The organism is Streptomyces apocyni, assembly GCF_009739465.1.
Classification (GTDB): Bacteria; Actinomycetota; Actinomycetes; order Streptomycetales; family Streptomycetaceae; genus Streptomyces; species Streptomyces apocyni.
Genome location: NZ_WHOM01000067.1, coordinates 283,193 through 307,594, shown reverse-complemented (window position 1 = coordinate 307,594; position 24,402 = coordinate 283,193). Strand labels below are relative to the sequence as shown.

The window sequence follows — 24,402 nt, the reverse complement described above, 5'->3', positions numbered from 1 at the left end:
GGACATACCAGGCAGCCTCAGGGGCCGAAGGGGCGCGGAGTCAGTTCGCGGGCCGCTTCCGCCAGTGAAGCCATCGCTGCCCGTTGCAGGCCGGGGCCGAACGTGATGCGGGTCGCGCCTGCCTCGCCCAGCGTGCGCACGCTCGAACCGTCGGGGCCCGCGAACGCGTTGAGGGGGCCGTCGATGGCCGCCCGCAGCTCTGGCAGCGCCTCGGGCGGGGCCAGGATCGGGTAGACGCAGTCCGCCCCGGCCGCCACGTACAGGCGTGCCCGGGTGATCGCCGCCGTCACGGGATCGGCCGACCCCCGTACGAACGTGTCCACGCGTGCGTTGAGGAAGAGCCGATCCCCCGCCTCGGCCCTTACCTCCGCCAGCCAGTCCGCGTGGCGCCGCGGGTCCTTGAGGACGCCGTCGACTGAGTCCTCAAGGTTTATGCCGACCGCGCCGGTGTCCAGGACCCGTGCGACCAGCTCCTTGGGAGCGAGGCCGTAGCCGGACTCGATGTCCGCTGAGACCGGTACGGAGACGGCCCGTACGATCCGGGTCACCGCCGCGAACATCTCCTCGGCGGGCGTGGACCCGTCCTCGTAGCCGAGGGAGGCCGCGATTCCGGCGCTGGGCGTCGCGAGGGCCGGGAAACCGGCCTCCTCGAAGACCCGGGCGCTGGCGGCGTCCCAGGGGCCTGGCAGGACCAGCGGGTCGCCGGGGGCGCGGTCGTGGTGCAAGGTCCGGAAGGTGTCCACCGGCACAGCCATAGCTATCTCGCGTCCGTCTCTACTTGAAGTCGCCGGGCTTGTAGTGGCCCGGGACCATACGGGTGCTGACGGCGAAGCGGTTCCAGGCGTTGATCGTGATGATCTGGGCGAGCAGATGGGACAGCTCCTGCTCGTCGAAGTGCTCGGCGGCCTTCGCGTAGACCTCGTCCGGTACGAAGCCGTCGGTGAGGACGGTGACCGCCTCGGTCAGCTCGATCGCCGCGAGCTCCTTGGCCGTGTAGAAGTGCTGGGACTCCTGCCAGGCGCTGAGCTGGATGATCCGCTCGACGGTCTCGCCCTGGTCGAGGGCGTCCTTGGTGTGCATGTCGAGGCAGAACGCGCAGTGGTTGAGCTGCGAGGCGCGGATCTTGACCAGTTCGGCGATGACGGGGTCCACTCCTTTCGCGGCGGTGGCCTCGAACCTCGCCATGGCCCGGTAGACCTCGGGGGCGTTCTTGGCCCAGTCGAATCGTGGGGTGTGCTCGGGTGCGTAATGCGTGGTCATGGGTACGAACTTAGCGGCGGGGCAGCCCAAGGGTATGGTCCATTTCCATGCCGGAAAACTGGGCCAATCTCGGCGTCGATCTGCATCTGGACGTGGGCACTTCAGGCGTACGGAAGGGGCTGACCGACGCCCTGCGCGAAGCCGTACGCGGCGGGCGGCTCGCCCCCGGCACCCGGCTGCCCTCCTCGCGTTCGCTCGCCGTTGACCTGGGCATCGCGCGCAACACGGTGGCTGATGCGTACGCGGACCTGGTGGCCGAGGGGTGGCTGACCGCGCGGCAGGGCTCGGGGACGCGGGTCGCCGAGCGGTCGGTGCCCCGGCCCCTCGCGGCGCCGCTGCCGCCGCGGAGCAGCGGCCCGGTGACGTACAACCTGCTGCCCGGCTCCCCCGACCTCGCCTCGTTCCCGCGCGCCGAGTGGCTCAAGGCCGCCCGGCGCGCGCTGGCCGCGGCGCCCAACGAGGCGCTCGGCTACGGCGATCCGCGCGGGCGCGTCGAGCTGCGTACCGCGCTCGCCGACTATCTGGCGCGGGCCCGTGGCGTCTACGCCGACCCGGACCGGATCGTCGTCTGCTCCGGCTTCGCGCACGGGCTGGCGCTGGTGGCGAAGGTGCTGCGGGAGCGCCGGGTGCGGGAGGTCGCGGTGGATTCGTACGGGCTCGATGTGCACTGGGACGTGCTGAGGTCGGCGGGGTTGCGGCTGCCGCCCTTGGCGTTCGACCTCCTCGGTACCCGTACCGAGGAGCTGGCGGCGATGCGGCCGGGGGCGGTGCTGCTGACGCCCGCGCACCAGTTCCCGATGGGGATGCCGCTGTCGCCGGGGCGGCGGGCGGAGGCCGTGGAGTGGGCGCGGCGCGGCGGCGGGCTGATCCTGGAGGACGACTACGACGGCGAGTTCCGGTACGACGGTCAGTTGGTCGGCGCGTTGCAGAGCCTGGACCCGGACCGGGTGGTCTACATGGGGACGGCCAGCAAGTCCCTGGCGCCGGGACTGCGGCTGGGCTGGATGGTGCTGCCCGGCTCCCTCGCGTCCCCCGTGGCCAAGGCCAAGGGACCCGAGGACTGGGCCTGCGGGACCCTGGACCAGCTGACGCTCGCGGAGTTCCTGACCTCGGGGGCGTACGACCGCCATGTGCGCGGCGCCCGGCTGCGCTACCGCAGGCGGCGCGACCAACTGGTGGCGGCGGTGCGAGAGCGCGCGCCGGAGGTGACGGTGAGCGGGATCGCGGCCGGGTTGCACGCGGTGCTCGAACTCCCGCCGGGCACCGAGCAGTCGGTGCTGCGCGGGGCCGCCTGGCAGCGGCTCGGCGTCCTCGGCCTCAGCCGGTTCCGCCACCCGGACGCCGATCTGCCCGCGCGCGACGCGGTGGTCGTCGGCTATGGGACACCCCCGGACCACGCGTGGGCGGGGGCGCTGGACGCGCTGTGCGGGGTGCTGCCGTAGGGCATGCTGGGCTCGAACACACGCAACCAACCACGGGGGATGGCAGAGATATGACGAGGCGTCAACGCAACCGGCAGCTGAAGACGGGTGGCGTGGTGCTCACCGCGACGGCTGTCCTGATGACCGCACTCGCGGCGTGCGGCTCCAGCACCAAGAAGTACTGCGTGGACGAGGACGACTTCCGCGCGGGCCGCGGCTATCGCGTGATCAACAAGAAGTACTGCTCGGACTCGGACAAGACCAAGGTGTCGGACTCCTCGAGTCTCAAGATCAAGGGCGTCGTCTCGGACCCGGAGTGGTACTACAAGGGCAAGAAGAAGAAGGGCTGGGCCAAGGGCGGCACCTTCAACAAGCCTGGTTAGAGCGCGTCGCGGGACCCGGGGCGGCGACGCGGCGCCCCGGGTCCCGCGCGGACCGTGCGAGCCGCGCGGGCCGTACGGCTCGGTGCGAACCGCGCGGGCCGTACGGCTCGGTGTCAGTCGGCTACGTACTGCCGCAGGTTCGCGGGCTTGAGGCCCGCCGCGTCCGCGGCGTCGAGTGCGCGGGTCAGGTCGGCCTCCAGCGTCGGGCCCATGTGCAGCAGGATGATGTCCCCCGACTCCAGCTCACCGGTGGGCTGCTGGCCCCAGGACAGGTCCTGGCTCCACATCACCAGGGCCTCGGCGCCACAGGCGCGGGCGACCTTCCGGGTGTCCTCGTTGTAGAAGGGCCAGGGGTACGTCGCCCCGCCCGAGGGGCGGAAGAGGCGGGGGCTGTCGCCGAAGGCGGCCAGTTGCCGGTCGCGGGCGTCGCACAGCTCCGCGCGCTGGTCCTGGTAGCTGAGCTTGGTCAGGTCGGGGTGGTTGACGGTGTGGTTCTCGACCCGGGAGGGCCCGCTCGCCAGCAGCGAGCGGTAGTACTCCGGGTACGCCTCATACGCGCCGGGCAGCAGGAAGAGCGAGGCCGGGATCTGGCGGTCCATCAGGAGCTTGCGCGCTCCGGCGGCCTGGTCGGCGCCCCAGCCGTCGTCGATCGTGATGAAGACGACCGGGTCTTCGGTGTCGACCTTGGTGACGACGGGGACGGGCTCCGGCCAGGCCGACCCGCCAGGCACCGACTCGCCTGGCGCCGAAGCGGCACCGGCCGCCGCTGCCGGGCCAGCGAGGCCCAGGAGCATCAGAACGGGTACGAGGACGGCGAGTGTTACTCGGGTTACTCGGGTTCTCCGCATGAGCCGCATCATTGGTCCAGACCAACTCTGCTGTCAACGCCCCGAATTCGGCCTCACACGCCGCCCTCGCCGCCCTCCCCCACCGGTGAGATCAGCCCGCCAGCACCGCCCGCAGCTGGTCGAGCCCCCAGTCCAGGTCCTCCTTGCTGATCACCAGCGGCGGCGCGATCCGGATCGTCGAGCCATGGGTGTCCTTGACCAACACCCCCTTGGCCATCAGCTTCTCGGAGATCTCCCGGCCCGTGCCGTACACCGGGTCGATGTCCACGCCAGCCCACAGCCCGCGCCCGCGCACCTCACGTACCGCCCCGGTGCCGGTGAGCAGCCCCAGCTCGCGGTGCAGATGCTCGCCCAGTTCGGTGGCCCGCTGCTGGAACTCGCCGGTCCGCAGCATCGCGACCACCTCAAGACCCACCGCACAGGCCAGCGGGTTTCCGCCAAAGGTCGAACCATGCTCGCCCGGCCGGAACACCCCGAGCACCTCCGCGCTGGACACCACCGCGGAGACCGGCACCACACCCCCGCCCAGCGCCTTGCCCAGGACGTACATATCGGGCACGACACCCTCATGCTCACAGGCGAAGGTCCGGCCCGTACGCCCCAGACCGGACTGGATCTCGTCCGCGATGAACAGGACGTTCCGCTCCCGCGTCAGCTCACGCACCCCCGCCAGGTAACCGGCCGGGGGCACCAGCACGCCGGCCTCGCCCTGGATGGGTTCGAGCAGTACGGCCACGGTGTTCTCCGAGACCGCCTTCTCCATCGCCGTCAGGTCGCCGTACGGCACGATCTCGAAGCCCGGCGTGTAGGGCCCGAAGTCGAGCCTGGCCTCCCGGTCGGTCGAGAAGCTGATGATCGTGGTCGTCCGGCCATGGAAGTTGTTCCCGGCGACGACGATCTTCGCGGCGCCCTCCTTGACGCCCTTGACGCGATACCCCCACTTCCGGGCGGTCTTCACCGCGGTCTCCACCGCCTCCGCCCCGGTGTTCATCGGCAGCACCATCTCCATGCCGCACAGCTCGGCCAACCGCGTACAGAAGTCCGCGAACCGGTCGTGATGGAAGGCCCGCGAAGTGAGCGTGACCCTCTCCAGCTGGGCCTTGGCCGCGTCGATCAGCCGCGGGTTGCCGTGGCCGAAGTTCAGCGCCGAGTACCCGGCGAGCATGTCGAGATAGCGACGGCCCTCGACATCCGTCAACCACGCGCCGTCGCCCGTCGCGACGACGACGGGCAGCGGGTGGTAGTTGTGCGCGCTGTGGGCCTCGGTCGCGGCGATGGCATTCGCCGTGGCGCTCGCCGTGGCATTCGCCGTGGCGTCCGCCGTCGAGGACGGCTGGCCTGTTGCAGTCGTACGAGACACGGGATCTCCGTTCGTTCTGCGATGTGATGTGGGGCAGGTGGTTCCGCGGTGTGGGGCGGGGGTGGTGCCCACTTTCTATCGTCGCTCGCATGCTGGACGAAGAAACCTCGCCCGGCGTCGCCGGGTAGTCTGCCCCCAGGATCGTGACTGGCGTGCTGGGATGGGATGGACCATCGGGGAGCGGTCCTTGAACTGTGTGCCGCGCGCCTGGGCCGACCCGTGTACGAACGTCACGTCCGGAGGTCCGTCCGTCATGCCAGAGCCCACCCATCCCGCCGCGTCCCCCGCCTTCCGTAACGCCCTCGAAGTGATCCGCGGGGTCGAGCCGCGCGTCGCCGACGCCATCAGCCAGGAGCTCGCCGACCAGCGCGAGATGCTCAAGCTGATCGCCAGCGAGAACTACGCGTCCCCCGCCACGCTGCTCACCATGGGCAACTGGCTGAGCGACAAGTACGCCGAGGGCACCGTCGGCCGCCGCTTTTATGCGGGCTGCCGCAACGTCGACACCGTCGAGGCCCTCGCCGCCGAACACGCCCGCGAACTCTTCGGCGCCCAGCACGCCTACGCCCAGCCGCACTCCGGCATCGACGCCAACCTCGTCGCCTTCTGGGCCGTACTCGCCCAGCGCGTCGAGGCCCCCGCCCTGGAGCGCGCGGGCGCCCGCCAGGTCAACGACCTCTCCGAGCAGGACTGGGCCGAACTCCGCGGCGAGCTCGGCAACCAGCGCATGCTCGGCATGTCCCTGGACGCGGGCGGCCACCTCACCCACGGCTTCCGCCCCAACATCTCAGGCAAGATGTTCGACCAGCGCAGCTACGGCACCGACCCGGCCTCCGGCCTGCTGGACTACGAGGCCCTGCGCAAGACCGCCCGCGAGTTCCGGCCCATGATCATCGTGGCGGGTTACTCGGCCTACCCCCGGCTGGTGAACTTCCGGATCATGCGGGAGATCGCCGACGAGGTGGGCGCGACCCTGATGGTGGACATGGCCCACTTCGCTGGCCTGGTCGCGGGCAAGGTCCTGACCGGCGACTTCGACCCCGTACCGCACGCGCAGATCGTGACCACCACCACCCACAAGTCCCTGCGCGGCCCGCGCGGCGGCATGGTCCTGTGTGACTCCACGCTGGCCGACCAGGTCGACCGTGGCTGCCCGATGGTGCTCGGGGGTCCGCTGCCGCATGTGATGGCGGCCAAGGCCGTGGCGCTCGCCGAGGCCCGTCAGCCCTCCTTCCAGGGCTACGCCCAGCGGGTCGTCGACAACTCCCGCGCGCTGGCCGACGGCCTGATGCGCCGGGGCGCGACCCTCGTCACCGGCGGCACCGACAACCACCTCAACCTGATCGACGTCGCCTCCTCCTACGGCCTCACCGGCCGCCAGGCCGAATCCGCCCTCCTCGACTCGGGCGTGGTCACCAACCGCAACGCCATCCCGGCCGACCCCAACGGCGCCTGGTACACCTCCGGCATCCGCATCGGCACCCCCGCGCTGACCACGCGCGGGCTCGGGGCGCGGGAGATGGACGAGATCGCCGCGCTGATCGACACCGCGCTCACCGTCGCCAAGCCCGGCACCACCAGCAAGGGCGCGCCCTCCAAGGCGCAGTACGTGCTGGACCCGAAGACCGCGGACGAGATCTCCCAGCGAGCCACCGACCTGCTCACGGACTTCCCGCTCTACCCGGGCATCGACCTGAGCTGAGCGGACAGCAGCGGCGGCAGCGGCGGACGGGCGGAGGCGCACCAGTACCAGCGCCCCGCCCGCCCGTCTGCCCGTCAGCCCGTCTGCCCGTCCGCCCGTCCGCCCGCCGCCCGTCCGTGCTCCCCGCGCGCCCCCGCGCGCTCCCCCATGTGTTCCCCGTCTCATTCCCCACGCTCCGCCGCTCGTCGGCGGCCCGGCACCGGCCACCTGAGCCCGAACCGGCCACGGCACCTGAGAGAATGAGCGCATGGCCTCTGATCGTCCCCGCGCGCTCTCCGGTATCCAGCCCACCGCAGGTTCGTTCCACCTCGGGAACTACCTCGGTGCGATCCGTCAGTACGTCGCCCTGCAGGAATCCCATGACGCGTTCTACATGGTCGTCGACCTGCACGCGATCACCATTCCGCAGGATCCGGCCGAGCTGCGCGCCAACACCCGGCTCGCCGCCGCCCAACTGCTGGCGGCCGGTCTCGACCCCGAGCGCTGCACCCTCTTCATCCAGAGCCACGTCCCCGAGCACACGCAGCTCGGCTGGGTGATGAACTGCCTCACCGGTTTCGGCGAGGCCTCCCGGATGACGCAGTTCAAGGACAAGTCCGCCAAGCAGGGCGCGGACCGCGCCACCGTCGGACTGTTCACCTACCCGGTACTCCAGGTCGCCGACATCCTCCTCTACCAGGCCGACCAGGTCCCGGTCGGCGAGGACCAGCGCCAGCACGTCGAGCTCACCCGCGACCTCGCCGAGCGCTTCAACACGCGTTTCGGACAGACCTTCACGGTCCCGGCCCCGCACATCGTCAAGGAGGTCGCCAAGATCTACGACCTCCAGGACCCGGCGGTCAAGATGAGCAAGTCCGCCTCCACGCCCAAGGGCCTGGTCAACCTGCTCGACGAGCCCAAGACCACGGCCAAGAAGATCAAGAGCGCGGTCACCGACACCGGGTCCGAGATCCGCTTCGACGCCGAGCACAAGCCGGGTATCAGCAACCTCCTCACCATCTACTCCACCCTCACGGACACCGGAATTCCGGAACTTGAGCAGAAGTACGAGGGCAAGGGCTACGGTGCGCTGAAGACGGACCTCGCCGAGGTGATGGTGGAGTTCGTCACACCGTTCCGCGCTCGCACCCAGGAGTACCTGGACGACCCGGAGACGCTGGACTCGATCCTCGCCAAGGGCGCGGAAAAGGCCAGGGCCGTCGCCGCGGAGTCCCTCGCCCAGGCGTACGACAAGGTGGGCTTCCTGCCCGCCAAGCACTGACCGGACCAACACCAGCACCAGCACCGCCACCACCACCAGCACGCGACGACCGCACATGGAGGAGAACGACGTGGGGACCGTAACGCTCGGCGTTTCGATCGCGGTCCCGGAGCCCTATGGCAGCCTGCTCCAGGAGCGGCGAGCGGGCTTCGGCGACCCCGCGGCATACGGCATCCCCACCCACGTCACCCTGCTCCCCCCGACCGAGGTAGCGGCCACGTCGGTGCCCGCCATCGAGGCGCATCTCGCGGAGGTGGCGGGCGCGTCCCGCCCCTTCCCGATGCGGCTGTACGGCACCGGCACCTTCCGGCCGCTGTCGCCGGTCGTCTTCGTCCAGGTCGCCGAGGGCGCCGCGGCCTGCACCTGGCTACAGAAGCAGGTCAGGGACGCGTCGGGCCCGGTCGCCCGGGAGCTGCAGTTCCCGTACCACCCGCATGTCACGGTGGCGCACGGCATCGCCGACGAGGCGATGGACCGGGCGTACGACGAGCTCAGCGAGTACGCCGCCGACTGGTCCTGCACCGGGTTCGCCCTGTACGAGCAGGGGCCCGACGGCGTCTGGCGCATGCTCCGCGAGTTCGGCTTCGGCTCCCCGACGGTCCCCGCGCAAGCCGACGCCCCAGAGGCCGAGGCCCCGTCAGCGCCTCGGGGTACGCTCCCCGCCCACTGACACAGCCGTGCCGGGCGCCCCACCACGGGGGCACCCGGCACCGGTCACTGTGCTACCGCGTCACTTCTTCGGGATCCACTGCTCCCAGGTGGACTTGTTCTCCTTGACCCACTTCTCGGCAGCCTTCTCCGGGGTCATCTTGTCCTTGGCCACGTACTTGGCCACCAGGTTCTGGTCGTCCGTCGACCAGTTGAAGTTCTTCAGGAACTCGGCGGCGTCGCCGCCTTCCTTGGCGAAGTCCGCGTTCATCCACTTCTGCAGGGGAACGTCAGGGTAGGCGCACTCGATCTTCTTGGCGTCCTTGTCACAGCCTTCCTTGTACTCAGGAAGCTTGACCTCGACCAGGTCCATGGTCGCGTTCATCCACTGCGGGGTCCACCAGTAGGTGAGGAAGGGCTTCTTGTTCTTGTAGAGCTGCTCAAGCTGCGCCAGGTGGGTGGCCTCGGCTCCGGCCTCGATCGGCTTGTAGTTCAGATCGAGGTTCTTGATCAGCGCGTTGTCGTGCGAGACGTACGACGGGTCGCCCTTGATGAACTGGCCCTTGTCGCCGCTCTCCGGTGTCTTGAAGAGATCGGCGTACTTGTTGAGGTTCTTGTAGTCGGTGATGTCCGGGTTCTTGTCGGCGACGTACTTCGGCACGAACCAGCCGATGTGACCCGTCACGCCAAGCTCACCGGCGGAGACGATGGTCTTGTTGCCCTCGACGTACCGCTTGACCTCCTTGGGGTGGCCCCAGTCCTCAAGGATGGCGTCGATCTTGCCCTGACTCATATCGTCCCAGGCCGGAGTCTCATCCATCTGCTTGGTCTCGACCTTGTAGTCGAGCTCGTTCTCCAGCAGGTACTTGGCGACAGCGGTGTTCACCTCCGCACCGACCCAGGTGGGCGTGTGCAGGCTGACGGTCTTGTCGTCGGAGCCGGTGTCGGCGGCACTGCAGGCGCTCAGGGCGAGCAGGGCCAGTGCGCCGGTGGCGGCGATGCCGGTTCTACGGAGACGGGCGGTGTGGTTCTTGTTCATGACGTACTGACTTCCTTAAATGGGGGGGAACAGCTGGTGAGCGGGGACGCTCACTGGGGTTTGCGCGCAGCGGACGGCTGCGTCAGCTTGTCGAGCATCAGGCCGAGGCAGACGATGCCCACGCCAGCGGTCAGACCCGTGCCGAGCTCGCTGGCTGTGAGGCCCTTGACGACGTCGAAGCCGAGGCCGCCACCGCCCACCAGGCCGCCGATGACGACCACCGCGAGGACCAGGACCACGCCCTGGTTGACAGCGACCAGCAGCGCGGGCCTGGCCAGCGGCCACTGGACCTGGCGGATCTGCTGCCAGGTGGTGGCGCCGAGCGAGCGGGAGGCCTCCAGCGTGGCCGGGGCGACGTTCTTCAGGCCCTGGGTGGTGATCCGGACCACGGCGGGCAGGGCGTAGACGGCCGCCGCGGTCACCGCCGCCACGCGACCCGCGTTGAAGAGCTGCACCACGGGGATGAGGTAGATGAACTGCGGCAGCGTCTGCATGGTGTCGAAGACCGGACGCAGCAGCTTCTCGGCCCAGCCCACTCGGGCGGCCAGGATGCCCAGCGCGAAGCCGAGCAGCAGTGCGATCGCGACAGCGACGAGGACCTGGGACAAGGTGTACATCGACGGGCCCCAGATGCCCAGCATCCCGATGCACGCCAGCGCCAGTACGGCGGTCACCGCACCGCGCCACGTGCCGACCAGCCAGGCCAGGGAGGCCGCGAGAAGCATGACCGACCACCAGGGCAGGGCCTGCAGACCGTCGTTCAGCGGAGCCAGCACCCAGGTCGTCAGGTTCCCTGCCCAGGCGGACGTGCCGCCGAGCACCGGAACATCCTGGTAGAAGTTGTTGACTACCCATTCCATGGCGCTGTTGAGCGGTGCCGTGACATCCACGGTCCAGCTCTCGGGCCAACTCCGGGAGAGGATCTGGCCGAGAGCCAGCGCTACGGCTCCCACCATGGCGGCGATACCGGCGGCCCACCGACCGGTGGCTGCTCCGGATCGCTCACCCGCCGCCGCGGTCGTTCGGTCCAGCCAGACGGCGATCAGCACGATGGCCAGGCCCGCGACGAGTCCCTGCCCGAAGTCCCGGCTCTTCAAGGCCGAGTAGATGCTCTCGCCCAGGCCACCCGCGCCGACGACGGCGGCGATGACCACCATGGACAGCGCCATCATGATCGTCTGGTTGAGGCCGAGGAGCATCTCCTTGCGGGCCAGCGGCAGCCGAGCTGTCCACAGCCGCTGCCACGGAGTCGACCCGAGTGAACGGGAGGCCTCAAGCACCGCGGGGGCACCGCCGCGCAGGCCCAGCGAGGTGAGGCGCACCATCGGCGGAACGGCGTAGATGACCGTGGTGATCAGCGCGGACGGGGTGCCGGTGCCAAAGATCAGGACGAGTGGCAGCAGGTACGCGAAGGAGGGCAGCACCTGCATGGTGTCCAGGACAGGCCGCAAAAGCCGCTGCGCCGTATCGGAGAGCCCGGCGGCGAGCCCGAGCAGCGTGCCCAGCACAGCGGCCGCGGTGACGGCGACCACCATCAGCGCCAGGGTCTCCATCGCCGGGGACCACAGGTCGACCAGGCCGATCGCGGCGAGTGCTCCGACGGCGATGCCCGCCGTCTTCAGCCCCTTACGGCCCGCACCCGCGACGTACCAGGCGAGGGCGGCCGCGATACCCAGCACACCGGCCCAGCCGAGTGACTCGAGCAGGTTGTGTACGCCGTCCACCGAGTCGGTGGCGACATTGGATATGTGCAGCAGGAAGTAGAGGAACAGGGGGTGGGTCTGGCGGTTTTCGATGACCCAGTCGGCGAACGAGTCCAGCGGAGTGACGGCGTCGACGCCCAGGCTGTCCGGCCAGCCGCCACTCCACAGCAGGGCGCTGGTCGGCAGCAGCAGCGCGAGGCCGAGCAGCACGAGCCAGGTCACCGGCAGCGGTCCCCGGGGGGTGGTTCCCTGCCGCTCGTCTTCCGCGCCGCTGCCCGTGTCGGCGCTCCCTCCCTTGGCGGCTGCCTTCTCAGCAGTGGTCGCACTCATGCCTGAACCACGTCTTCCGCGGCCTGTTCCGGTGTGGCGGGCAGCCCGATGCCCGCCACCACGGCGAGCAGCCGCTCGTGATCGACAACGCCGAGCAGCTTCCCGTCCGACACGACCCGCGCCGGGGCGCCTCCACGGGCGACAGCCTCGATTCCCTGGGCGACGGTGGCGTCGGGAGGCAGCGCCGCCCCGGTGTCGGCCTCGCCGTCGTGCGGTGGGCGCATGGCCCTGGCCACCGTGACGACCTGTTCGCGCGGCACATCACGGACGAAGTCCCGCACGTAGTCGTTGGCGGGGCTGTCCACGATCTCCTCGGGCGTGCCCAGCTGCACGATCTCGCCGTCACGCATCAGCGCGATGCGGTCACCCAGCTTGAGCGCCTCGGAGAGGTCGTGGGTGATGAAGACCATGGTGCGGCCCTCGTCGCGGTGCAGGCGGATGACCTCTTCCTGCATATCGCGACGGATCAGGGGGTCGAGGGCGCTGAACGGCTCGTCGAAGAGCAGCACTTCGGGGTCGACGACGAGTGCGCGGGCCAAACCCACGCGTTGCTGCTGCCCGCCGGAGAGCTGGTCGGGGCGGCGCTCGCCCAGACCGTCGAGGCCAACCTTCGCCACCATCGCGGCGGCGCGGTCGCGGCGTTCCTGCTTGGCCATGCCCTGGATCTCCAGGCCGTAGGCAATGTTGTCCAGAACAGTGCGGTGCGGCAGCAGGCCAAAGTGCTGGAAGACCATGGAGACACGGTTTCTCCGCAGCGCGAGGAGTCGCTTCTTGTCCATGGCGCGGACGTCCTCGCCATCCATGGAGAGCGTGCCGCTGGTCGGCTCGATCAGCCGGGTCAGGGTGCGTACCAGCGTGGACTTGCCCGACCCGGACAGGCCCATGACGACGAAGACCTCGCCCTTGCGGACGTCGAAGGAGACATCGCGTACGGCGGCGGTACAGCCGGTGCGCTCGCGCAGTTCGGCCGTGCTCAGGTCGGTGAGTGAGGCGTCGCCGGGGATGCGGTCGGCCTTGGGGCCGAAGACCTTCCACAGGTTGCGGACGGTGAAGACGGTGTCGGCGTCAGCGGGCACGCCCCCGGGTATGGGCTCGGGGGTGGCTTTGTCGAGGATCGCGGTCATCGGTTATCACTTCCGGTCAGCAGGTCCGCGCACTTCTCGCCGACCATCAGCACGCCGATCATGGGGTTCACGGCGGGCATGGTCGGGAAGACGGAGGCGTCGGCGATACGGATGCCGTCGAGGCCGCGGATGGTCAGGTCGGGGGCGACCACGGCGAGTTCGTCGTCGGCCGCGCCCATCTTGCAGGTGCCCGCGGGGTGGTAGACGGTGTGCGCCACCTTGCGCGCGTACGCACTGATCTCTTCGTCAGTGGTGATCTCGGGGCCCGGGCAGACCTCGCGCTTCAGCCAGTGGGCGAGCGGTTCGGTCTTGGCGATCTCGCGGGCGATCTTGATGCCGTCGACGAGGGTGTTGCCGTCGTAGTCGTCCTCGTCCGTGAAGTAACGGAAGTCGAGGGCGGGCTTGACCTCGGGGTCCGCACTCGTGAGGTAGAGGCGGCCGCGGCTCTTGGGCTTGGGGATGTTCGGCGTCATCGACACGCCGTGTTCGGGGCGTTCGTACCCCAGGCGCTCGGGGTTGTCGGTGAACGGGATCTGGTAGAAGTGGAACATCAGGTCGGGGCCCTGGAATTCGGGGTCCCGCTGGACGAACAGTCCGGCGTCGCTGTCCATCGCGGAGTTCTCGGGTATCGGCCCGTCGGTCTCCCAGACGATGACCGACTCGGGGTGGTCGAGCAGGTTCTCGCCGACTCCCGGCAGGTCCACGACGACCGGGATGCCCAGCGCCTCAAGGTCCTTGCGGGGTCCGATGCCGGAGTGCATCAGCAGGCGGGGGGTGTCCACCGCGCCCGCGCAAACCAGCACTTCACGGTGGGCCTGGACGAGGATCTCCGCGCCGTCCTTGGTGCGGACGTGCACGCCCCGCGCGTGGGTGCCGTCGAGCTCCAGCTGGTACGCCCAGGTCTCCAGCTTGATGTGCAGGTTCGGGCGGTCACCGGCCTCGATGTGCGGGTGGAGGTACGCGACAGAGGCGCTGGAGCGCTTGTTGTTCTCGGGGTGGTACGCGAGGTCGAAGAAGCCGACGCCGTCGGCGAAGGGCTTCTTGTTGAAGCCCTCGACGCGCGGCACGCCGAGCGCGGCCTGGGCGGCGTCGACGAAATCCCTGGCTATCGCGTTGCGGTCCTTCTCGTCGACGGCGACGATGTTGTTGCGCAGCTTCGGGAAGTACGGGTCCATGGCCGCGGCGTTCCAGCCGTCGGCGCCGTTCGCCTCCCACTCGTCCCAGTCGGACGGCAGCGGCTTGAACGAGATCAGCGTGTTGTGCGAGGAGCAGCCGCCCAGGACCCGGGCCCGGCTGTGCCGGATGTGCGAGTTGCCGCGAGGCTGCTCGACGGTCGGGTAGTCGTAGTCCAGGTCCCCGCCGAGCAGGCCGAGCCAGCGGCGCAGGGTGAGGACGTCGGGGCGGTCGATGTCGCTGGGACCGCCTTCGATGACCGCGACGGTGACATCCGGGTTCTCGGTGAGGCGCGAGGCGATGACCGAACCGGCGGTGCCGCCACCGATGACCACGTAGTCGTATATCTCGGTGGTCTCGTACTGAGGCATGTTCTGTGCTGCTCCACTCCGTGCGATGCCGCAAAGTGCTGCGCGTGTCAGGGGGTGGTACGGGTCGTACCGCGTCGTACGACCCGTACGGGAACGTGTGAGGGTCTGGGAGAGTCAGGCGCTAACCGGCGAACCAGCGCACCGGCTCCGGCGCGAGGTTCTGGTAGATGTGCTTGCTCTCGCGGTACTCGGCGAGACCGGCCGGACCGAGCTCGCGGCCGACGCCCGACTTGCCGAAGCCGCCCCACTCCGCCTGCGGCAGGTAGGGGTGGAAGTCGTTGATCCAGACCGTGCCGTGGCGCAGCCGGGCGGCCATCCGGCGGGCGCGTCCGGCGTCCGCGGTCCAGACGCCGCCGGCGAGGCCGTACTCGGTGTCGTTGGCCAGGGCCACGGCCTCGTCCTCGGTACGGAAGGTCTCCACGGACAGGACAGGTCCGAAGACCTCCTCGCGGACGACGCGCATCTCGCGGTGGCACTGGTCGAGCACGGTCGGCTCGTAGAAGTAGCCGCCTTCGGGGCGTACGTCGCTGGGCTCGGGGCGCTTGCCGCCCGAGCGCAGAACGGCGCCTTCCTCCAGCGCGGAGGCGACGAAGCCCTCGGTCTTGTCCAGCTGCTGCTGTGAGACGAGCGGGCCGCACTCGACGCCGTCCTCGGTGCCGCGGCCGAGCCTGATCTTGGCGGCGCGGCGGGCGAGTTCGGCGACGAAGCGCTCGCGCGCCGACTCCTCGATGATGAGGCGGCCACCGGCGGAGCAGACCTGGCCGCTGTGGATGAAGGCGGCGTTGAGCGCCTGGTCGACGGCGGTGTCGAAGCCCTCTTCAGTCTCCAGCGCGTCGGCGAACACCACGTTGGGGTTCTTGCCGCCGAGCTCCAGGGCGACCTTCTTGACGCTGACGGCGGCGGCCTGCGCGACCTTGGTGCCGCTGATCAGACCACCGGTGAAGGAGATGAGGTCGACGTCGGGGTGCTCCGAGAAGCGGGCGCCGACGGTGTGACCGGGGCCGGTGACGAGGTTGCCGACACCGTCCGGGAGCCCGGCCTCGACCAGCAGGTCCATCATGGCCACGGTGGTCAGCGGGGTGACCTCGCTGGGCTTGATGACGAAGGTGTTGCCCGCGGCGAGCGCCGGGGCGATCTTCCAGCTGGCCTGGAGGAGCGGGTAGTTCCAGGGGGTGATCATCGCGCAGACGCCGATCGGCTCGTGCACGACGACGCTGTGGATCGTGTCGGAGCCCGCGTCGACCACGCGGCCGGGGCCCTCACCGATGACGAGATCGGCGAAGTAGCGGAAGGCGTCGGCGACGCAGTCGACGTCGACCCGGCCCTCCTCGACGGTCTTGCCCGCGTCCCGGCTCTCCAGGAGGCCGATCTTCTCGCGGTCGCGCACCAGGAGGTCCGCGACGCGGCGCAGCAGCGCGGCGCGCTCAGTGACCGGCGTCTTCGGCCACTCTCCGTGATCGAATGCGCGGCGGGCGGCGTCGATCGCGGCGTCCGCGTCCTCCACGCCGCCCTCGGCCACCGTGGCGAACGGCTTGGCATCCGCGGGGTCGAGGATCTCGCGCGTGGCTCCGTCAGCGGCGTTACGCCACTTACCGTCCACATGAATGGTCTGTTGTCCCGACACGTCGCTTTTGGCCTTCCGTTCCCGTCATGTTCACCGCCGGTCCCCGGCAGCCCAGGGCGTCTGCCCTGCATGCACGAAAGCATGCGCCTCCGCTGCCGAAAGTGGGTCGGGTCACTTCCGGAGGGAGCCAAATATCACACGATCACCCGAGAAATTAGCTATTTGGCCTAGTCAGAGCGGGGATACGGGCCGAGGAACGGGCCATCGTCCCTGGTCACTCTTCGTGTGCGCCTCACCGGCAGACCGTAGCCCGTGAGGTGCTCGGGAGGCAGAAGGAGTCGACCACGGTACTCAGGACCCGCCGCTGGGTCGGCCACTCGGTGGCCGGGCCGCTGCTCAGCACCGCGTAGAGCGTGTCATCGGCCGTGGGGAAGACACGGTCCAGGACGCGGATCCGGGTGTCCCAGGTCTTGCTGGTGTAGGAGTAGTCGAGCTCGGCCGCGGGCCCGCTGACGCCAGGGACGTCGCGGAGGGAGTGGCGCCGGTAGCCGCTGTCCGTTTCCTTACCCTTGGTCTCGTCGGTCACGGAGAGTGCCTTTCGCGGGGTGTAGCCCTCTTCGGTCACCGGGAAGACCTGGACGAAGCGCGGGCCGCCGCCCGGCTCCTCGTAGAAGTAGATCGTGACGCCCTTCTGGCCCCGTTCCGTACGGCGCTCCCAGCCCTCGGGGACGTCGATGACGAAGTCCGACTCGACGAAGGACTGGTATCCGGCGGGCGGGCCGGACGGTGCGCCCTGGGAGGCGGCGGTTTCCTGGGGGTCCTCGGTGCCTTCGGTGAAGGTCGGGCCCTCGGCCGGGCCCTCGGTAGCGCCTTCGGTCGGGTACGTGTACGAGGGGGTGGGCGGGGGCGGCACCGGCTGAGCGTCAGTCGGATCGGTCGGTGTGGACAGGGTGGACGGGGCGGCGGTGTCCGCGGCCCGCTTCGCGTCCGGCGTCCCGTCGTCGGCCGGGCTGAACAGCAGCCAGCCGCCGAACCCCGCGAGCAGTACCGCGGCCGCGACCGGCACGACCACCACACCCCGGCGGTACCAGGGCAGCCGTGGTAACCCGAGGGCGGGCCCCATCCCCACCGACTGCCAGTGCGGCCGCGGCGCCAGCTCGACGCGCGGCTCGGTCGGTGGCTCGGTCGGCGGCTCCGACCCGGGCGGTGGCGGAGGGGGCGGGGTGAACCGGGGCGGCGGGGCGTTGCCGGTCTCCCAGCGTTGCGTGCGCGCGTTCCAGTGCGGCTCGCCAGCGTCGGCCACGCTTCCTCACTCCCCGATCAGCGCGCGCACCGAGTCGGACAGCGCCGTCGCCGAGGCCAGCAGCCCCGTCACCGCCGTCGCCCGCGTGAGCGCCTGCCCGATCCGGCCGAGCAGCCCCGGCTCAGCCCGCCCGGTCCGGCCGATCTCGTCCTCCGCGTCGGCGAGTTCCCCGTCCAGGGCGGCCGTCTCGTCGGTGGTGTTCAGCCGGGCCAGATCGGCACGCAGTTCCCGTACGGCCTTGAGCAGCTCCGCCGCCGCGGGGTCCGGCTGCGCGGCGCCGGGCTGGTTGACGACGCTGTTGTGGTCGCCGATGGCGAACGCGCCCTGTACGTGCTTGATGTGGATGCCGCCCCGGCTGTCATCGCTCGCCATCGTTGTCGCCTCCCAGGCCACTGCGCGCGCCCTGCGCGTTGTTGTTGGTGATCGTGTTGTGGTCGCCGACGGCGAACGCGCCCTGCGCCTTCTCGATGAGCACCCCGCCGCCGCTGACGTGCGTGATCTTCTGGACGAACTCGTCGGTGTGGTACCCCGCTTCGCGCAGCGCCTGCCGCACACCGTTGGCCACCCGGTCCTGGACGGCCTTGAGATAGCGGCGTACGTCCATGTCCTGGAACAGCGAGCAGGCGTCGGCCGCGCCCAGCTCACGGACCGACACGGCGGGCCCGTCGGGCATCGCCCCGCCGTAGCCGCCGGTCATGATCCGCCAGGTCAGTGCCATCCCCTGGGCGAGCGTGGCGACGGCGAGCGGCAGCGAGCGCGGGGTCCTGGCCAGGGCCCAGACGGCCTTGCCCAGCACGCTGTTGTTGCGGTACTGGTGCGCGATCCGGTCGGCCTCCTCGAAGTCCTCTCGTACCGGAAGCAGCACATGCGGGGCGATCTCCAGCATCAGCATCCGGCCCTGCGTGTGCACGCGGACGAAGACGGTCGTGACCAGCTCCTCCTCCCAGCCGCCGACCCTGATCCGCAGGAAGTGCCGCCGGGTCTCGCCGCCCTCCTCGACCGCGTCGGCCCGGTGCGCCTCGAAGACCTGCTGGTCGTACGGGGCGAGTTCACGGCGCGGCAGTCCGGCGACCGGGAGGAACACGCACTCGTCGATCTCCAGCTGGCGCAGCCGGTCCCGTACCGCGTCCCCCGCCTGGGGCGACGGCACCCGCAGCCCGGCGAGCAGCGGCCGCACACGCTCCAGGATCATCCGGTTGCTGACCGGCTCCGGGGGGTGCTTCCGGTCGGCGTCGGGCCGCAGTTCGACCGCGAGGGTCCAGGAGTCGTACGGGCTTCCGGCGCCGCAGAACGGGTGTCCCGCGTGGTACATCACCAGCGGGGCGTGCTGCTCGGTCCTGATGCGCTGCCGCAGCCGCTGGAAGCGCTGGCCCGGCGCCGCCTCGGCGGGGTCGCTGGCCATGTCGGCGAACCGGCCCGGGTGCAGTTCACCGGCGAGCGCCCGGGCGAACTGCCCGCGCTGCCCGGCCAGACACAGCGCCGCCAGCAGCAGGACGACGATCGCGACCCAGGCCTCGAACGGCTTCACCTGGCCGTCGGTGTCGAGCATCGCGAGCACGGGGTCGGGCAGCAGGGCGTCCATGAGCTCCCTGACGTCCGCCGACTCCTCCGCCCCGAAGCCGATCCGCACCATCAGGATCACCATGAACAGCAGCAGCGGCCGCCCCGTCCAGCGCATCCACCAGGCGGGCACCCTGCGGTAGAGCGGCGGACGCGGCTCCCGCCCGCGGATCCGGTCGGCGGCCGTGAGCATCAGACAGGGCAACAGGAGGAGGATCACCGTCTCGACGGCGAGCACCGCCCCCACCAGCCACACCGCCAGGGCCCCGGCCGCCCAGCCGAGTTCGGCGCGGCGGGCGCGCAGGGCGTGGGCCAGTACGCGGGCCGCGTCGAAGCCGAGCGAGGGGGCGGCGATGCGCTCCTCGTGGACGTACAGCTCCTCGATGACGGCGTCACGGTAGGCGCTGTCGAGGTAGCTGCCCGCGCAGAGCAGCCGGGTGGCCTCGCTGGCTCCGGGCGGTGTCACGGGGACCTGCGGGGGTGCGTCCGGCAGGTCCGGCTGCCCTGGCGGCTCCGGCTGCTGCGGCACGTAGGTCTGCGTCAACGCTTCCCCCTGGGACTCCAACTGCCTTACGAGACGCACGTGTTGCCGTGGGCATGTGCGCTGCGTCACATCATAGGGGAGCGCCGGGCGCTCGGGAGCCATCTCGACAGCAGCACACACAGAAGGTCCCGGCCCTTGCGGACCGGGACCTTCTGAGGTGTCTGGCGGGACCAGACGCGAGGATCAGACGACGGGTCAGATGAGGCCGAGACCGCGCACCGCGTCGCGCTCCTCGGTGAGCTCCTTGACCGACGCGTCGATCCGGGCGCGGGAGAAGTCGTTGATCTCCAGGCCCTGGACGATCTCGTACCTGCCGTCCTTGGCGGTGACGGGGAAGGAGGAGATCAGGCCCTCCGGGACGCCGTACGAGCCGTCCGACGGGATACCCATCGAGGTCCAGTCGCCGTCAGCGGTGCCGTTGACCCAGGTGTGTACGTGGTCAATGGCGGCGTTCGCGGCCGACGCGGCCGAGGACGCGCCACGGGCCTCGATGATCGCGGCGCCGCGCTTGGCGACGGTGGGGATGAACGTGTCGGCGAGCCACTGCTCGTCGCTGACGACCTCGGCGGCGTTCTTGCCCGCGATCTCGGCGTGGAAGATGTCCGGGTACTGGGTCGCCGAGTGGTTGCCCCAGATGGTGAGGCGCTTGATGTCGGAGACGGCGGCGCCGGTCTTCTTGGAGAGCTGCGAGAGCGCGCGGTTGTGGTCCAGGCGGGTCATCGCGGTGAAGCGCTCGGCCGGTACGTCCGGGGCGGCGGCCTGCGCGATGAGCGCGTTGGTGTTGGCCGGGTTGCCGACGACCAGGACCTTGATGTCGTCCGCGGCGTGGTCGTTGATGGCCTTGCCCTGCGGCTTGAAGATGCCGCCGTTGGCGGAGAGCAGGTCGCCGCGCTCCATGCCCTTGGTACGGGGGCGGGCGCCGACCAGGAGGGCGACGTTGGCGCCATCGAAGGCGACGTTCGGGTCGTCCGAGATGTCGATGCCCTTGAGCAGCGGGAAGGCGCAGTCGTCCAGCTCCATCGCGGTACCCTCGGCCGCGCCGAGCGCGGGGGTGATCTCGAGGAGGCGGAGCTTGACCGGCACGTCCGGGCCGAGCAGGTGACCGGAGGCGATACGGAACAGCAGCGCGTAGCCGATCTGTCCGGCCGCGCCGGTAACGGTGACATTCACGGGAGTGCGGGTCATGGCGATCTCCGTAAGACAGCTGGCGGTTGGGGTCCTGCCCCGGGGTGCGGGATCTCCCGACGCTCAGCGATCTGACGATCCGGGGACCGAACCAACGATCCGATGATCGATCTTTCCCTCGACGTCAAGAGAGATCCATCGGTCAGGCTATCCGAACCCCGGCACCGTACACCTCCTGGGGCGTGTGGCCCGGCGCACAGCGCGGGGGCGGGCATGCCCCCGCGCTGCTCCGCTTCCCGTCCCCTACTCCGTTTCCGTGCAGCCCTTCTGGCCGGTCACCAGCGTGCCGCATGCCTTGACGTCGGTCGCGCCCTTCGCGGGCACCATCGCGGTGTACGTGTCACCAGGCACGGTCAGCTCGTCGGCCTGCTTGCCCTTGGCGCCCTTGACGGAAGACGTCGAGATCTCGATCGTGTCGCCGACCGCCGCCTGCTGGATGCGCGCCCAGGCGGCGCCGCAGGTCTTGCTGTACCTGACCTCGATCAGGGCCGTACCGACGGTCGCCCTGGCGCTGGTCGTGGCGTGCTCGCCACCGCAGCCCATGTCCTCCGGGTCCTGGCCCGCGCAGTCGGTGCCACTGCACTTGACGCCGGCGGGCAGCGGGGCGGCGCTGGTGGTCGGCGGGGGCGTCGACGGCTGGGCCTGCGGGGTCTTGTCGCCCCGGCCGAAGTCGGTGAAGTAGACGGCCGCCGCGATGACCACGAGGGCGCCGACGACGCCCGCGAGGAACATCGTCAGCTTCCGGCGCTGCCGCTCCTTGTCGGGCGAGCCGCCACCCTGGGGCCCGGCCGTCGGCGGTCCGGGAGGTCCCGGAGGGCCGGAGCGCGCGGCGACGGAGCCGTACGAGCCATCCGGACTGTCAGCGGGACGCGCGGCACCGGCACCGGCACCGGCACCCCGGGGCCCCTGGGGGGCGCCGGACGGGCCGGACGGGCCGCCGGGCGTACGCCCATGGGCGCTGCCGTTCCTGCCCTTCGCCCTCCCCGGGGCGGAACCGACCTCGCCAAGCGCGGCGCGCGCCTGCGAGATCCGGATCGCCTCCATGGTCATGTCGTGCCGCATCTCGGAGCGGCTCCAGGCGCGCTCCGCGAGCTCCCACATGGTGGTGAGGTGCACGGGGTTCGTGTTCGTGACCTCGGCCAGCGCCACGACCGCGCCCTTGGGGGCGAGCAGCCGGCCGTTGAGATACCGCTCCCAGGACGTCTTGCTGTAGCCCGTGCGGTCCGACACCGCGGCGATGCTCAGCCCACTGCGGTCCACAAGCCGCCGCAGCTGGCTCGCGAACTCGCGTACCTGAGGGTCGAGCTCCTCCGGTAGTGCCTTCCAACGAGGCATTACTTCCCCCTTGTCCCCCCATGTACGTGCCTGACAGCCCCCGCGCGCGACGCCCTGCTTGCCTGCGATCCGGCTACCCACAGGGATGCGCGTAGCCAGGGTGTCAGTTCCCGCGAAGGGGGCGCACAGAAGCATCCGGCCATGGGCGTGCCCCGTCGCGCGCCACCTGGTCCGCAGACCAGTGTCCCATCACCCGGGAGCCCGACTCCACGAATCCCCCTGCTTGTGACCTCACAGTTGTGAATCAACGCATTCGTTGCAGGGCTCGGACACGGTCCCGGAATGGTCACTTCCGCGCTACAGAGGCAACCCATCGCTTGTTCACGCTTGGCACGTCCATGACTCTGGTTCCCGGAACGCCCCACTGGCAGACGGTGCCCGTCCTTCCTCGGGGGAGGGGATGGACACCGTTGCCTGGGGCCTCCGGCGGGGGGGCCAGACGGCCCCTAGGACGCCCAGGACGCCCAGGACGTCTAGGACGCCTCGGGTGCGACGCTGGCCCCGCCGTCGAAGCACTCCCGCACCCCGTCCCGTACGAGACAGGCCCTGACCCGGGACAGATCGGCCTGAACCACCGGTGCCATCGGCGTCGACACCGAGCTCTGCGCGTCGAACCGGTCCCGCACCTCGCCGCGCTGAGGCTTCGCCCCGGGGGCGGTGACATCGAACTGGTCGCCCTCCAGCCCCCGGTCGATCCGGGCCCACACCGTGCCGCAGGGCACGGAGCGCCGCACCTTGATCACCGTGCCGCCGTCGAAGCGGTGCGCGACCACCGTGCCCGGCGGGTGGACGGCACTGGCACACCGGGTCGACTCCGGGTTCTTGCCGGTGCAGGCCTCGCCCTCGCAGCTCGGCCCGGGCGCGCTGCCAGTCGGCGGCGACGCGCCCTCGGCGGACTGACCGCTGTCACCGCCCACACCCCAGACGACCAGCAGGACTCCGGCGGTGACCGCGGCCAGACCGGCGACGACACCGGTGAGGAAGCCGAGCTTGCGCCGCTTGTGGAACCCGCGCGCGGGAGCAGCCTCGGGAGCGTCGGCAGGAGCACCAGGTGGTCCCTCTCCCCCGGCCGCCTCCGTACCTCCAGTACCTCCAGTACCTCCAGTACCTCCCGTACCGGCGGCTGTCGTAGGCCCCGCCCTCGTACGCCCGGCTCCCGCGCGGCCGCTCCAGGTGGACTCCGCCAGATCCCAGAACGCCAGCGCCCTGGCCGGGCGTTCGTCCGCCAGCATGCACAGCTGCTCGACGGCGCCACGCGGCGGCAGCGCCTTGCCGTTGAGATAGCGCTCCCACGAGGACTTGCTGTACGGGGTCTTCGCCGCCAGCGCGGCCAGGCTCAGCCCCGTCGCCGCGCGCAACTCACGCAACGCGCGCGCGAGCTGGACGCATTCCACGGACTCTTGTGGACGTCTCACTTGCGTCACTTGCGCAGCACCTTCCAGGTGTCTGGTCCCACCTTCCCGTCCACCGCGATGTGCGCCTCGTCCTGGAGGCGCCTGACCGCGCGCTCGGTGTTGTTGCCGAACGCTCCGTCGACGCCTTCCGGTGAGAACTCATGGTGCTCCAGCAAACACTGGGCCTCCACCACGGACCACCGCGTGGACGACTGCTCGATCAGCTCGGTACGGGTGCGGCTGTAGCCCGCGTAGAGCCTGCCGTCATCGTCCCGCTTGACCTCGCACGCGTACGTCTTGCCCGGCTCGTAGGTGAACTCGCCGAGTTCCGGGTGCGCTTCCCCGGTGAACGGCTTGTCGCGGGCCTCGCTTCCGGAGTTGCCTCCGCCGCCGCTCTCCCAGGGCGCCCAGAGGACGAGCGCGACCAGCATCACCAGCGCTGTCACGGCACTCGATCCGACGATGGCCAGCCACGGAACGACCGCGGTCCGCGTGCCGCGCACGTCGGAGGTCGGGGAGGGGTACGGGTCGGGGTCGGGGTCTGCGTCGGGGGCCGCGTTGGGACCGGCTTCGGGCTCGGGGTCGCCGCCACGCCCGGCGTTCCACGCCTCGGCGGCCACCTCACGCTGGACGAGCAACCGGGCCGGATCGGTGTCACAGGCCCTGGCCAACGCCTCGACCGCCTCGGCCGGTGGCAGTGCCTTCCCGTTGAGATAGCGGTCCCAGGACGAACGGCTGTACCCCGTTCTGGAGGCTAGCGCCGCCAGCCCCAGACCACTGTGGTCCTTGAGCCTGCGCAGTTGTACGACGAGCTGCCGCACTCGCGGGTCCAGCGAGTCGGGCAGCTCCTTCCACCTAGACATGTTCCACCCCACGTCTTGGATTCCTTGGTGC

At 70.3% G+C, this 24,402-nt stretch carries 21 protein-coding genes and 1 riboswitch; of the genes, 5 read left to right on the top strand and 16 right to left on the bottom strand.

The genetic code is table 11. The annotated features are described in order from the left end of the window. Nucleotides 1-17 precede the first annotated feature (17 nt). Both GCN81_RS23465 and GCN81_RS23460 read right to left on the bottom strand, forming a co-directional pair. Complete coding sequence (locus tag GCN81_RS23465) at nucleotides 18-755, bottom strand: isocitrate lyase/PEP mutase family protein (protein WP_156723120.1); 738 nt, start codon at nucleotides 753-755, stop codon at nucleotides 18-20. A 19-nt stretch (nucleotides 756-774) separates the two neighbouring features. Continuing rightward, nucleotides 775-1,260, bottom strand: coding sequence for a carboxymuconolactone decarboxylase family protein (locus tag GCN81_RS23460; RefSeq protein WP_156723118.1), 486 nt, complete (start codon nucleotides 1,258-1,260; stop codon nucleotides 775-777). A 47-nt stretch (nucleotides 1,261-1,307) separates the two neighbouring features. On the opposite strand from GCN81_RS23460, the gene pdxR reads away from it, so the two are divergent. Together pdxR and GCN81_RS23450 are read left to right on the top strand one after the other, a co-directional pair. Further along, nucleotides 1,308-2,702: a MocR-like pyridoxine biosynthesis transcription factor PdxR gene (gene pdxR / locus GCN81_RS23455; protein ID WP_156723116.1), complete on the top strand. Its 1,395-nt coding sequence runs from the start codon at nucleotides 1,308-1,310 to the stop codon at nucleotides 2,700-2,702. 50 nt (nucleotides 2,703-2,752) lie between these two features. Continuing rightward, nucleotides 2,753-3,064, top strand: a complete 312-nt coding sequence (locus tag GCN81_RS23450) for a hypothetical protein (protein WP_156723115.1) — start codon at nucleotides 2,753-2,755, stop codon at nucleotides 3,062-3,064. A gap of 113 nt (nucleotides 3,065-3,177) precedes the next feature. On the opposite strand, the gene GCN81_RS23445 is transcribed toward GCN81_RS23450, so the two are convergent. Further along, entirely contained in the window at nucleotides 3,178-3,912 is a 735-nt protein-coding gene (locus GCN81_RS23445) for a polysaccharide deacetylase family protein (protein WP_156723113.1), read from the bottom strand. Nucleotides 3,913-4,003: 91 nt separating this feature from the next. Beyond that, the gene (gene rocD, locus GCN81_RS23440) at nucleotides 4,004-5,188 is read right to left on the bottom strand and encodes an ornithine--oxo-acid transaminase (RefSeq protein WP_156723423.1); all 1,185 of its coding nucleotides are present in this window, start codon (nucleotides 5,186-5,188) and stop codon (nucleotides 4,004-4,006) included. A gap of 217 nt (nucleotides 5,189-5,405) precedes the next feature. Beyond that, nucleotides 5,406-5,492, top strand: a riboswitch (ZMP/ZTP riboswitch). Between the two features lie 33 nt (nucleotides 5,493-5,525). On the opposite strand from rocD, the gene GCN81_RS23435 reads away from it, so the two are divergent. The 3 genes from GCN81_RS23435 (at nucleotide 5,526) to GCN81_RS23425 (ending at nucleotide 8,905) form a co-directional block, all read left to right on the top strand. Next, nucleotides 5,526-6,974: a glycine hydroxymethyltransferase gene (locus GCN81_RS23435; protein ID WP_156723111.1), complete on the top strand. Its 1,449-nt coding sequence runs from the start codon at nucleotides 5,526-5,528 to the stop codon at nucleotides 6,972-6,974. A gap of 247 nt (nucleotides 6,975-7,221) precedes the next feature. After that, on the top strand, nucleotides 7,222-8,235 hold the full coding sequence (gene trpS, locus GCN81_RS23430) for a tryptophan--tRNA ligase (protein ID WP_156723109.1): 1,014 nt from the start codon (nucleotides 7,222-7,224) through the stop codon (nucleotides 8,233-8,235). A 70-nt stretch (nucleotides 8,236-8,305) separates the two neighbouring features. Beyond that, the gene (locus GCN81_RS23425) at nucleotides 8,306-8,905 is read left to right on the top strand and encodes a 2'-5' RNA ligase family protein (RefSeq protein ID WP_156723107.1); all 600 of its coding nucleotides are present in this window, start codon (nucleotides 8,306-8,308) and stop codon (nucleotides 8,903-8,905) included. Between the two features lie 60 nt (nucleotides 8,906-8,965). Here the strand turns inward: GCN81_RS23425 and GCN81_RS23420 are convergent, their stop codons facing one another. The 12 genes from GCN81_RS23420 to GCN81_RS23365 all read right to left on the bottom strand — a co-directional run bounded on the left by GCN81_RS23420 (nucleotide 8,966) and on the right by GCN81_RS23365 (nucleotide 24,371). After that, on the bottom strand, nucleotides 8,966-9,922 hold the full coding sequence (locus GCN81_RS23420) for an ABC transporter substrate-binding protein (protein ID WP_156723105.1): 957 nt from the start codon (nucleotides 9,920-9,922) through the stop codon (nucleotides 8,966-8,968). A gap of 50 nt (nucleotides 9,923-9,972) precedes the next feature. Further along, complete coding sequence (locus GCN81_RS23415; protein ID WP_156723103.1) at nucleotides 9,973-11,955, bottom strand: ABC transporter permease; 1,983 nt, start codon at nucleotides 11,953-11,955, stop codon at nucleotides 9,973-9,975. After that, a complete protein-coding gene (locus tag GCN81_RS23410; protein ID WP_156723101.1) occupies nucleotides 11,952-13,079 on the bottom strand; it encodes a quaternary amine ABC transporter ATP-binding protein in 1,128 nt (375 codons plus the stop codon). Before GCN81_RS23410 ends, GCN81_RS23415 begins: the two co-directional genes overlap by 4 nt. After that, complete coding sequence (locus GCN81_RS23405) at nucleotides 13,076-14,623, bottom strand: GMC family oxidoreductase (protein WP_156723098.1); 1,548 nt, start codon at nucleotides 14,621-14,623, stop codon at nucleotides 13,076-13,078. The genes GCN81_RS23410 and GCN81_RS23405 overlap by 4 nt, the downstream gene beginning before the upstream one ends. A 121-nt stretch (nucleotides 14,624-14,744) precedes the next feature. Next, nucleotides 14,745-16,223: an aldehyde dehydrogenase family protein gene (locus GCN81_RS23400; RefSeq protein ID WP_197287522.1), complete on the bottom strand. Its 1,479-nt coding sequence runs from the start codon at nucleotides 16,221-16,223 to the stop codon at nucleotides 14,745-14,747. A gap of 256 nt (nucleotides 16,224-16,479) precedes the next feature. Beyond that, nucleotides 16,480-17,490 (bottom strand): hypothetical protein, encoded by a 1,011-nt coding sequence (locus GCN81_RS23395; protein WP_156723094.1) that lies wholly within the window; start codon nucleotides 17,488-17,490, stop codon nucleotides 16,480-16,482. A gap of 6 nt (nucleotides 17,491-17,496) precedes the next feature. Continuing rightward, on the bottom strand, nucleotides 17,497-17,862 hold the full coding sequence (locus GCN81_RS23390) for a hypothetical protein (RefSeq protein ID WP_156723093.1): 366 nt from the start codon (nucleotides 17,860-17,862) through the stop codon (nucleotides 17,497-17,499). Beyond that, nucleotides 17,849-19,594 carry a hypothetical protein gene (locus GCN81_RS23385; protein ID WP_156723091.1) on the bottom strand — a complete coding sequence of 582 codons (1,746 nt, stop codon included), beginning with the start codon at nucleotides 19,592-19,594 and terminating at the stop codon, nucleotides 17,849-17,851. The genes GCN81_RS23390 and GCN81_RS23385 overlap by 14 nt, the downstream gene beginning before the upstream one ends. Before the next feature lie 195 nt (nucleotides 19,595-19,789). Beyond that, nucleotides 19,790-20,779, bottom strand: coding sequence for a malate dehydrogenase (locus GCN81_RS23380; protein ID WP_156723089.1), 990 nt, complete (start codon nucleotides 20,777-20,779; stop codon nucleotides 19,790-19,792). Nucleotides 20,780-21,022: 243 nt separating this feature from the next. Continuing rightward, entirely contained in the window at nucleotides 21,023-22,114 is a 1,092-nt protein-coding gene (locus tag GCN81_RS23375; RefSeq protein ID WP_156723088.1) for a helix-turn-helix domain-containing protein, read from the bottom strand. A gap of 473 nt (nucleotides 22,115-22,587) precedes the next feature. Beyond that, nucleotides 22,588-23,529 (bottom strand): helix-turn-helix domain-containing protein, encoded by a 942-nt coding sequence (locus GCN81_RS23370; RefSeq protein ID WP_231626477.1) that lies wholly within the window; start codon nucleotides 23,527-23,529, stop codon nucleotides 22,588-22,590. 5 nt (nucleotides 23,530-23,534) lie between these two features. After that, a complete protein-coding gene (locus GCN81_RS23365) occupies nucleotides 23,535-24,371 on the bottom strand; it encodes a helix-turn-helix domain-containing protein (protein WP_197287521.1) in 837 nt (278 codons plus the stop codon). Nucleotides 24,372-24,402: the final 31 nt, after the last annotated feature.

Coding starts and splice junctions, on each gene's coding strand:
- GCN81_RS23460 (WP_156723118.1), bottom strand. CDS start 1,260: ATGACCACGCATTACGCACCCGAGCACACCCCACGATTCGACTGGGCC.
- trpS (WP_156723109.1), top strand. CDS start 7,222: ATGGCCTCTGATCGTCCCCGCGCGCTCTCCGGTATCCAGCCCACCGCA.
- GCN81_RS23390 (WP_156723093.1), bottom strand. CDS start 17,862: ATGGCGAGCGATGACAGCCGGGGCGGCATCCACATCAAGCACGTACAG.
- GCN81_RS23410 (WP_156723101.1), bottom strand. CDS start 13,079: ATGACCGCGATCCTCGACAAAGCCACCCCCGAGCCCATACCCGGGGGC.
- GCN81_RS23435 (WP_156723111.1), top strand. CDS start 5,526: ATGCCAGAGCCCACCCATCCCGCCGCGTCCCCCGCCTTCCGTAACGCC.
- GCN81_RS23365 (WP_197287521.1), bottom strand. CDS start 24,371: ATGTCTAGGTGGAAGGAGCTGCCCGACTCGCTGGACCCGCGAGTGCGG.
- GCN81_RS23420 (WP_156723105.1), bottom strand. CDS start 9,922: ATGAACAAGAACCACACCGCCCGTCTCCGTAGAACCGGCATCGCCGCC.
- GCN81_RS23405 (WP_156723098.1), bottom strand. CDS start 14,623: ATGCCTCAGTACGAGACCACCGAGATATACGACTACGTGGTCATCGGT.
- GCN81_RS23380 (WP_156723089.1), bottom strand. CDS start 20,779: ATGACCCGCACTCCCGTGAATGTCACCGTTACCGGCGCGGCCGGACAG.
- GCN81_RS23450 (WP_156723115.1), top strand. CDS start 2,753: ATGACGAGGCGTCAACGCAACCGGCAGCTGAAGACGGGTGGCGTGGTG.
- GCN81_RS23375 (WP_156723088.1), bottom strand. CDS start 22,114: ATGCCTCGTTGGAAGGCACTACCGGAGGAGCTCGACCCTCAGGTACGC.
- pdxR (WP_156723116.1), top strand. CDS start 1,308: ATGCCGGAAAACTGGGCCAATCTCGGCGTCGATCTGCATCTGGACGTG.
- GCN81_RS23465 (WP_156723120.1), bottom strand. CDS start 755: ATGGCTGTGCCGGTGGACACCTTCCGGACCTTGCACCACGACCGCGCC.
- GCN81_RS23445 (WP_156723113.1), bottom strand. CDS start 3,912: ATGCGGAGAACCCGAGTAACCCGAGTAACACTCGCCGTCCTCGTACCC.
- GCN81_RS23415 (WP_156723103.1), bottom strand. CDS start 11,955: ATGAGTGCGACCACTGCTGAGAAGGCAGCCGCCAAGGGAGGGAGCGCC.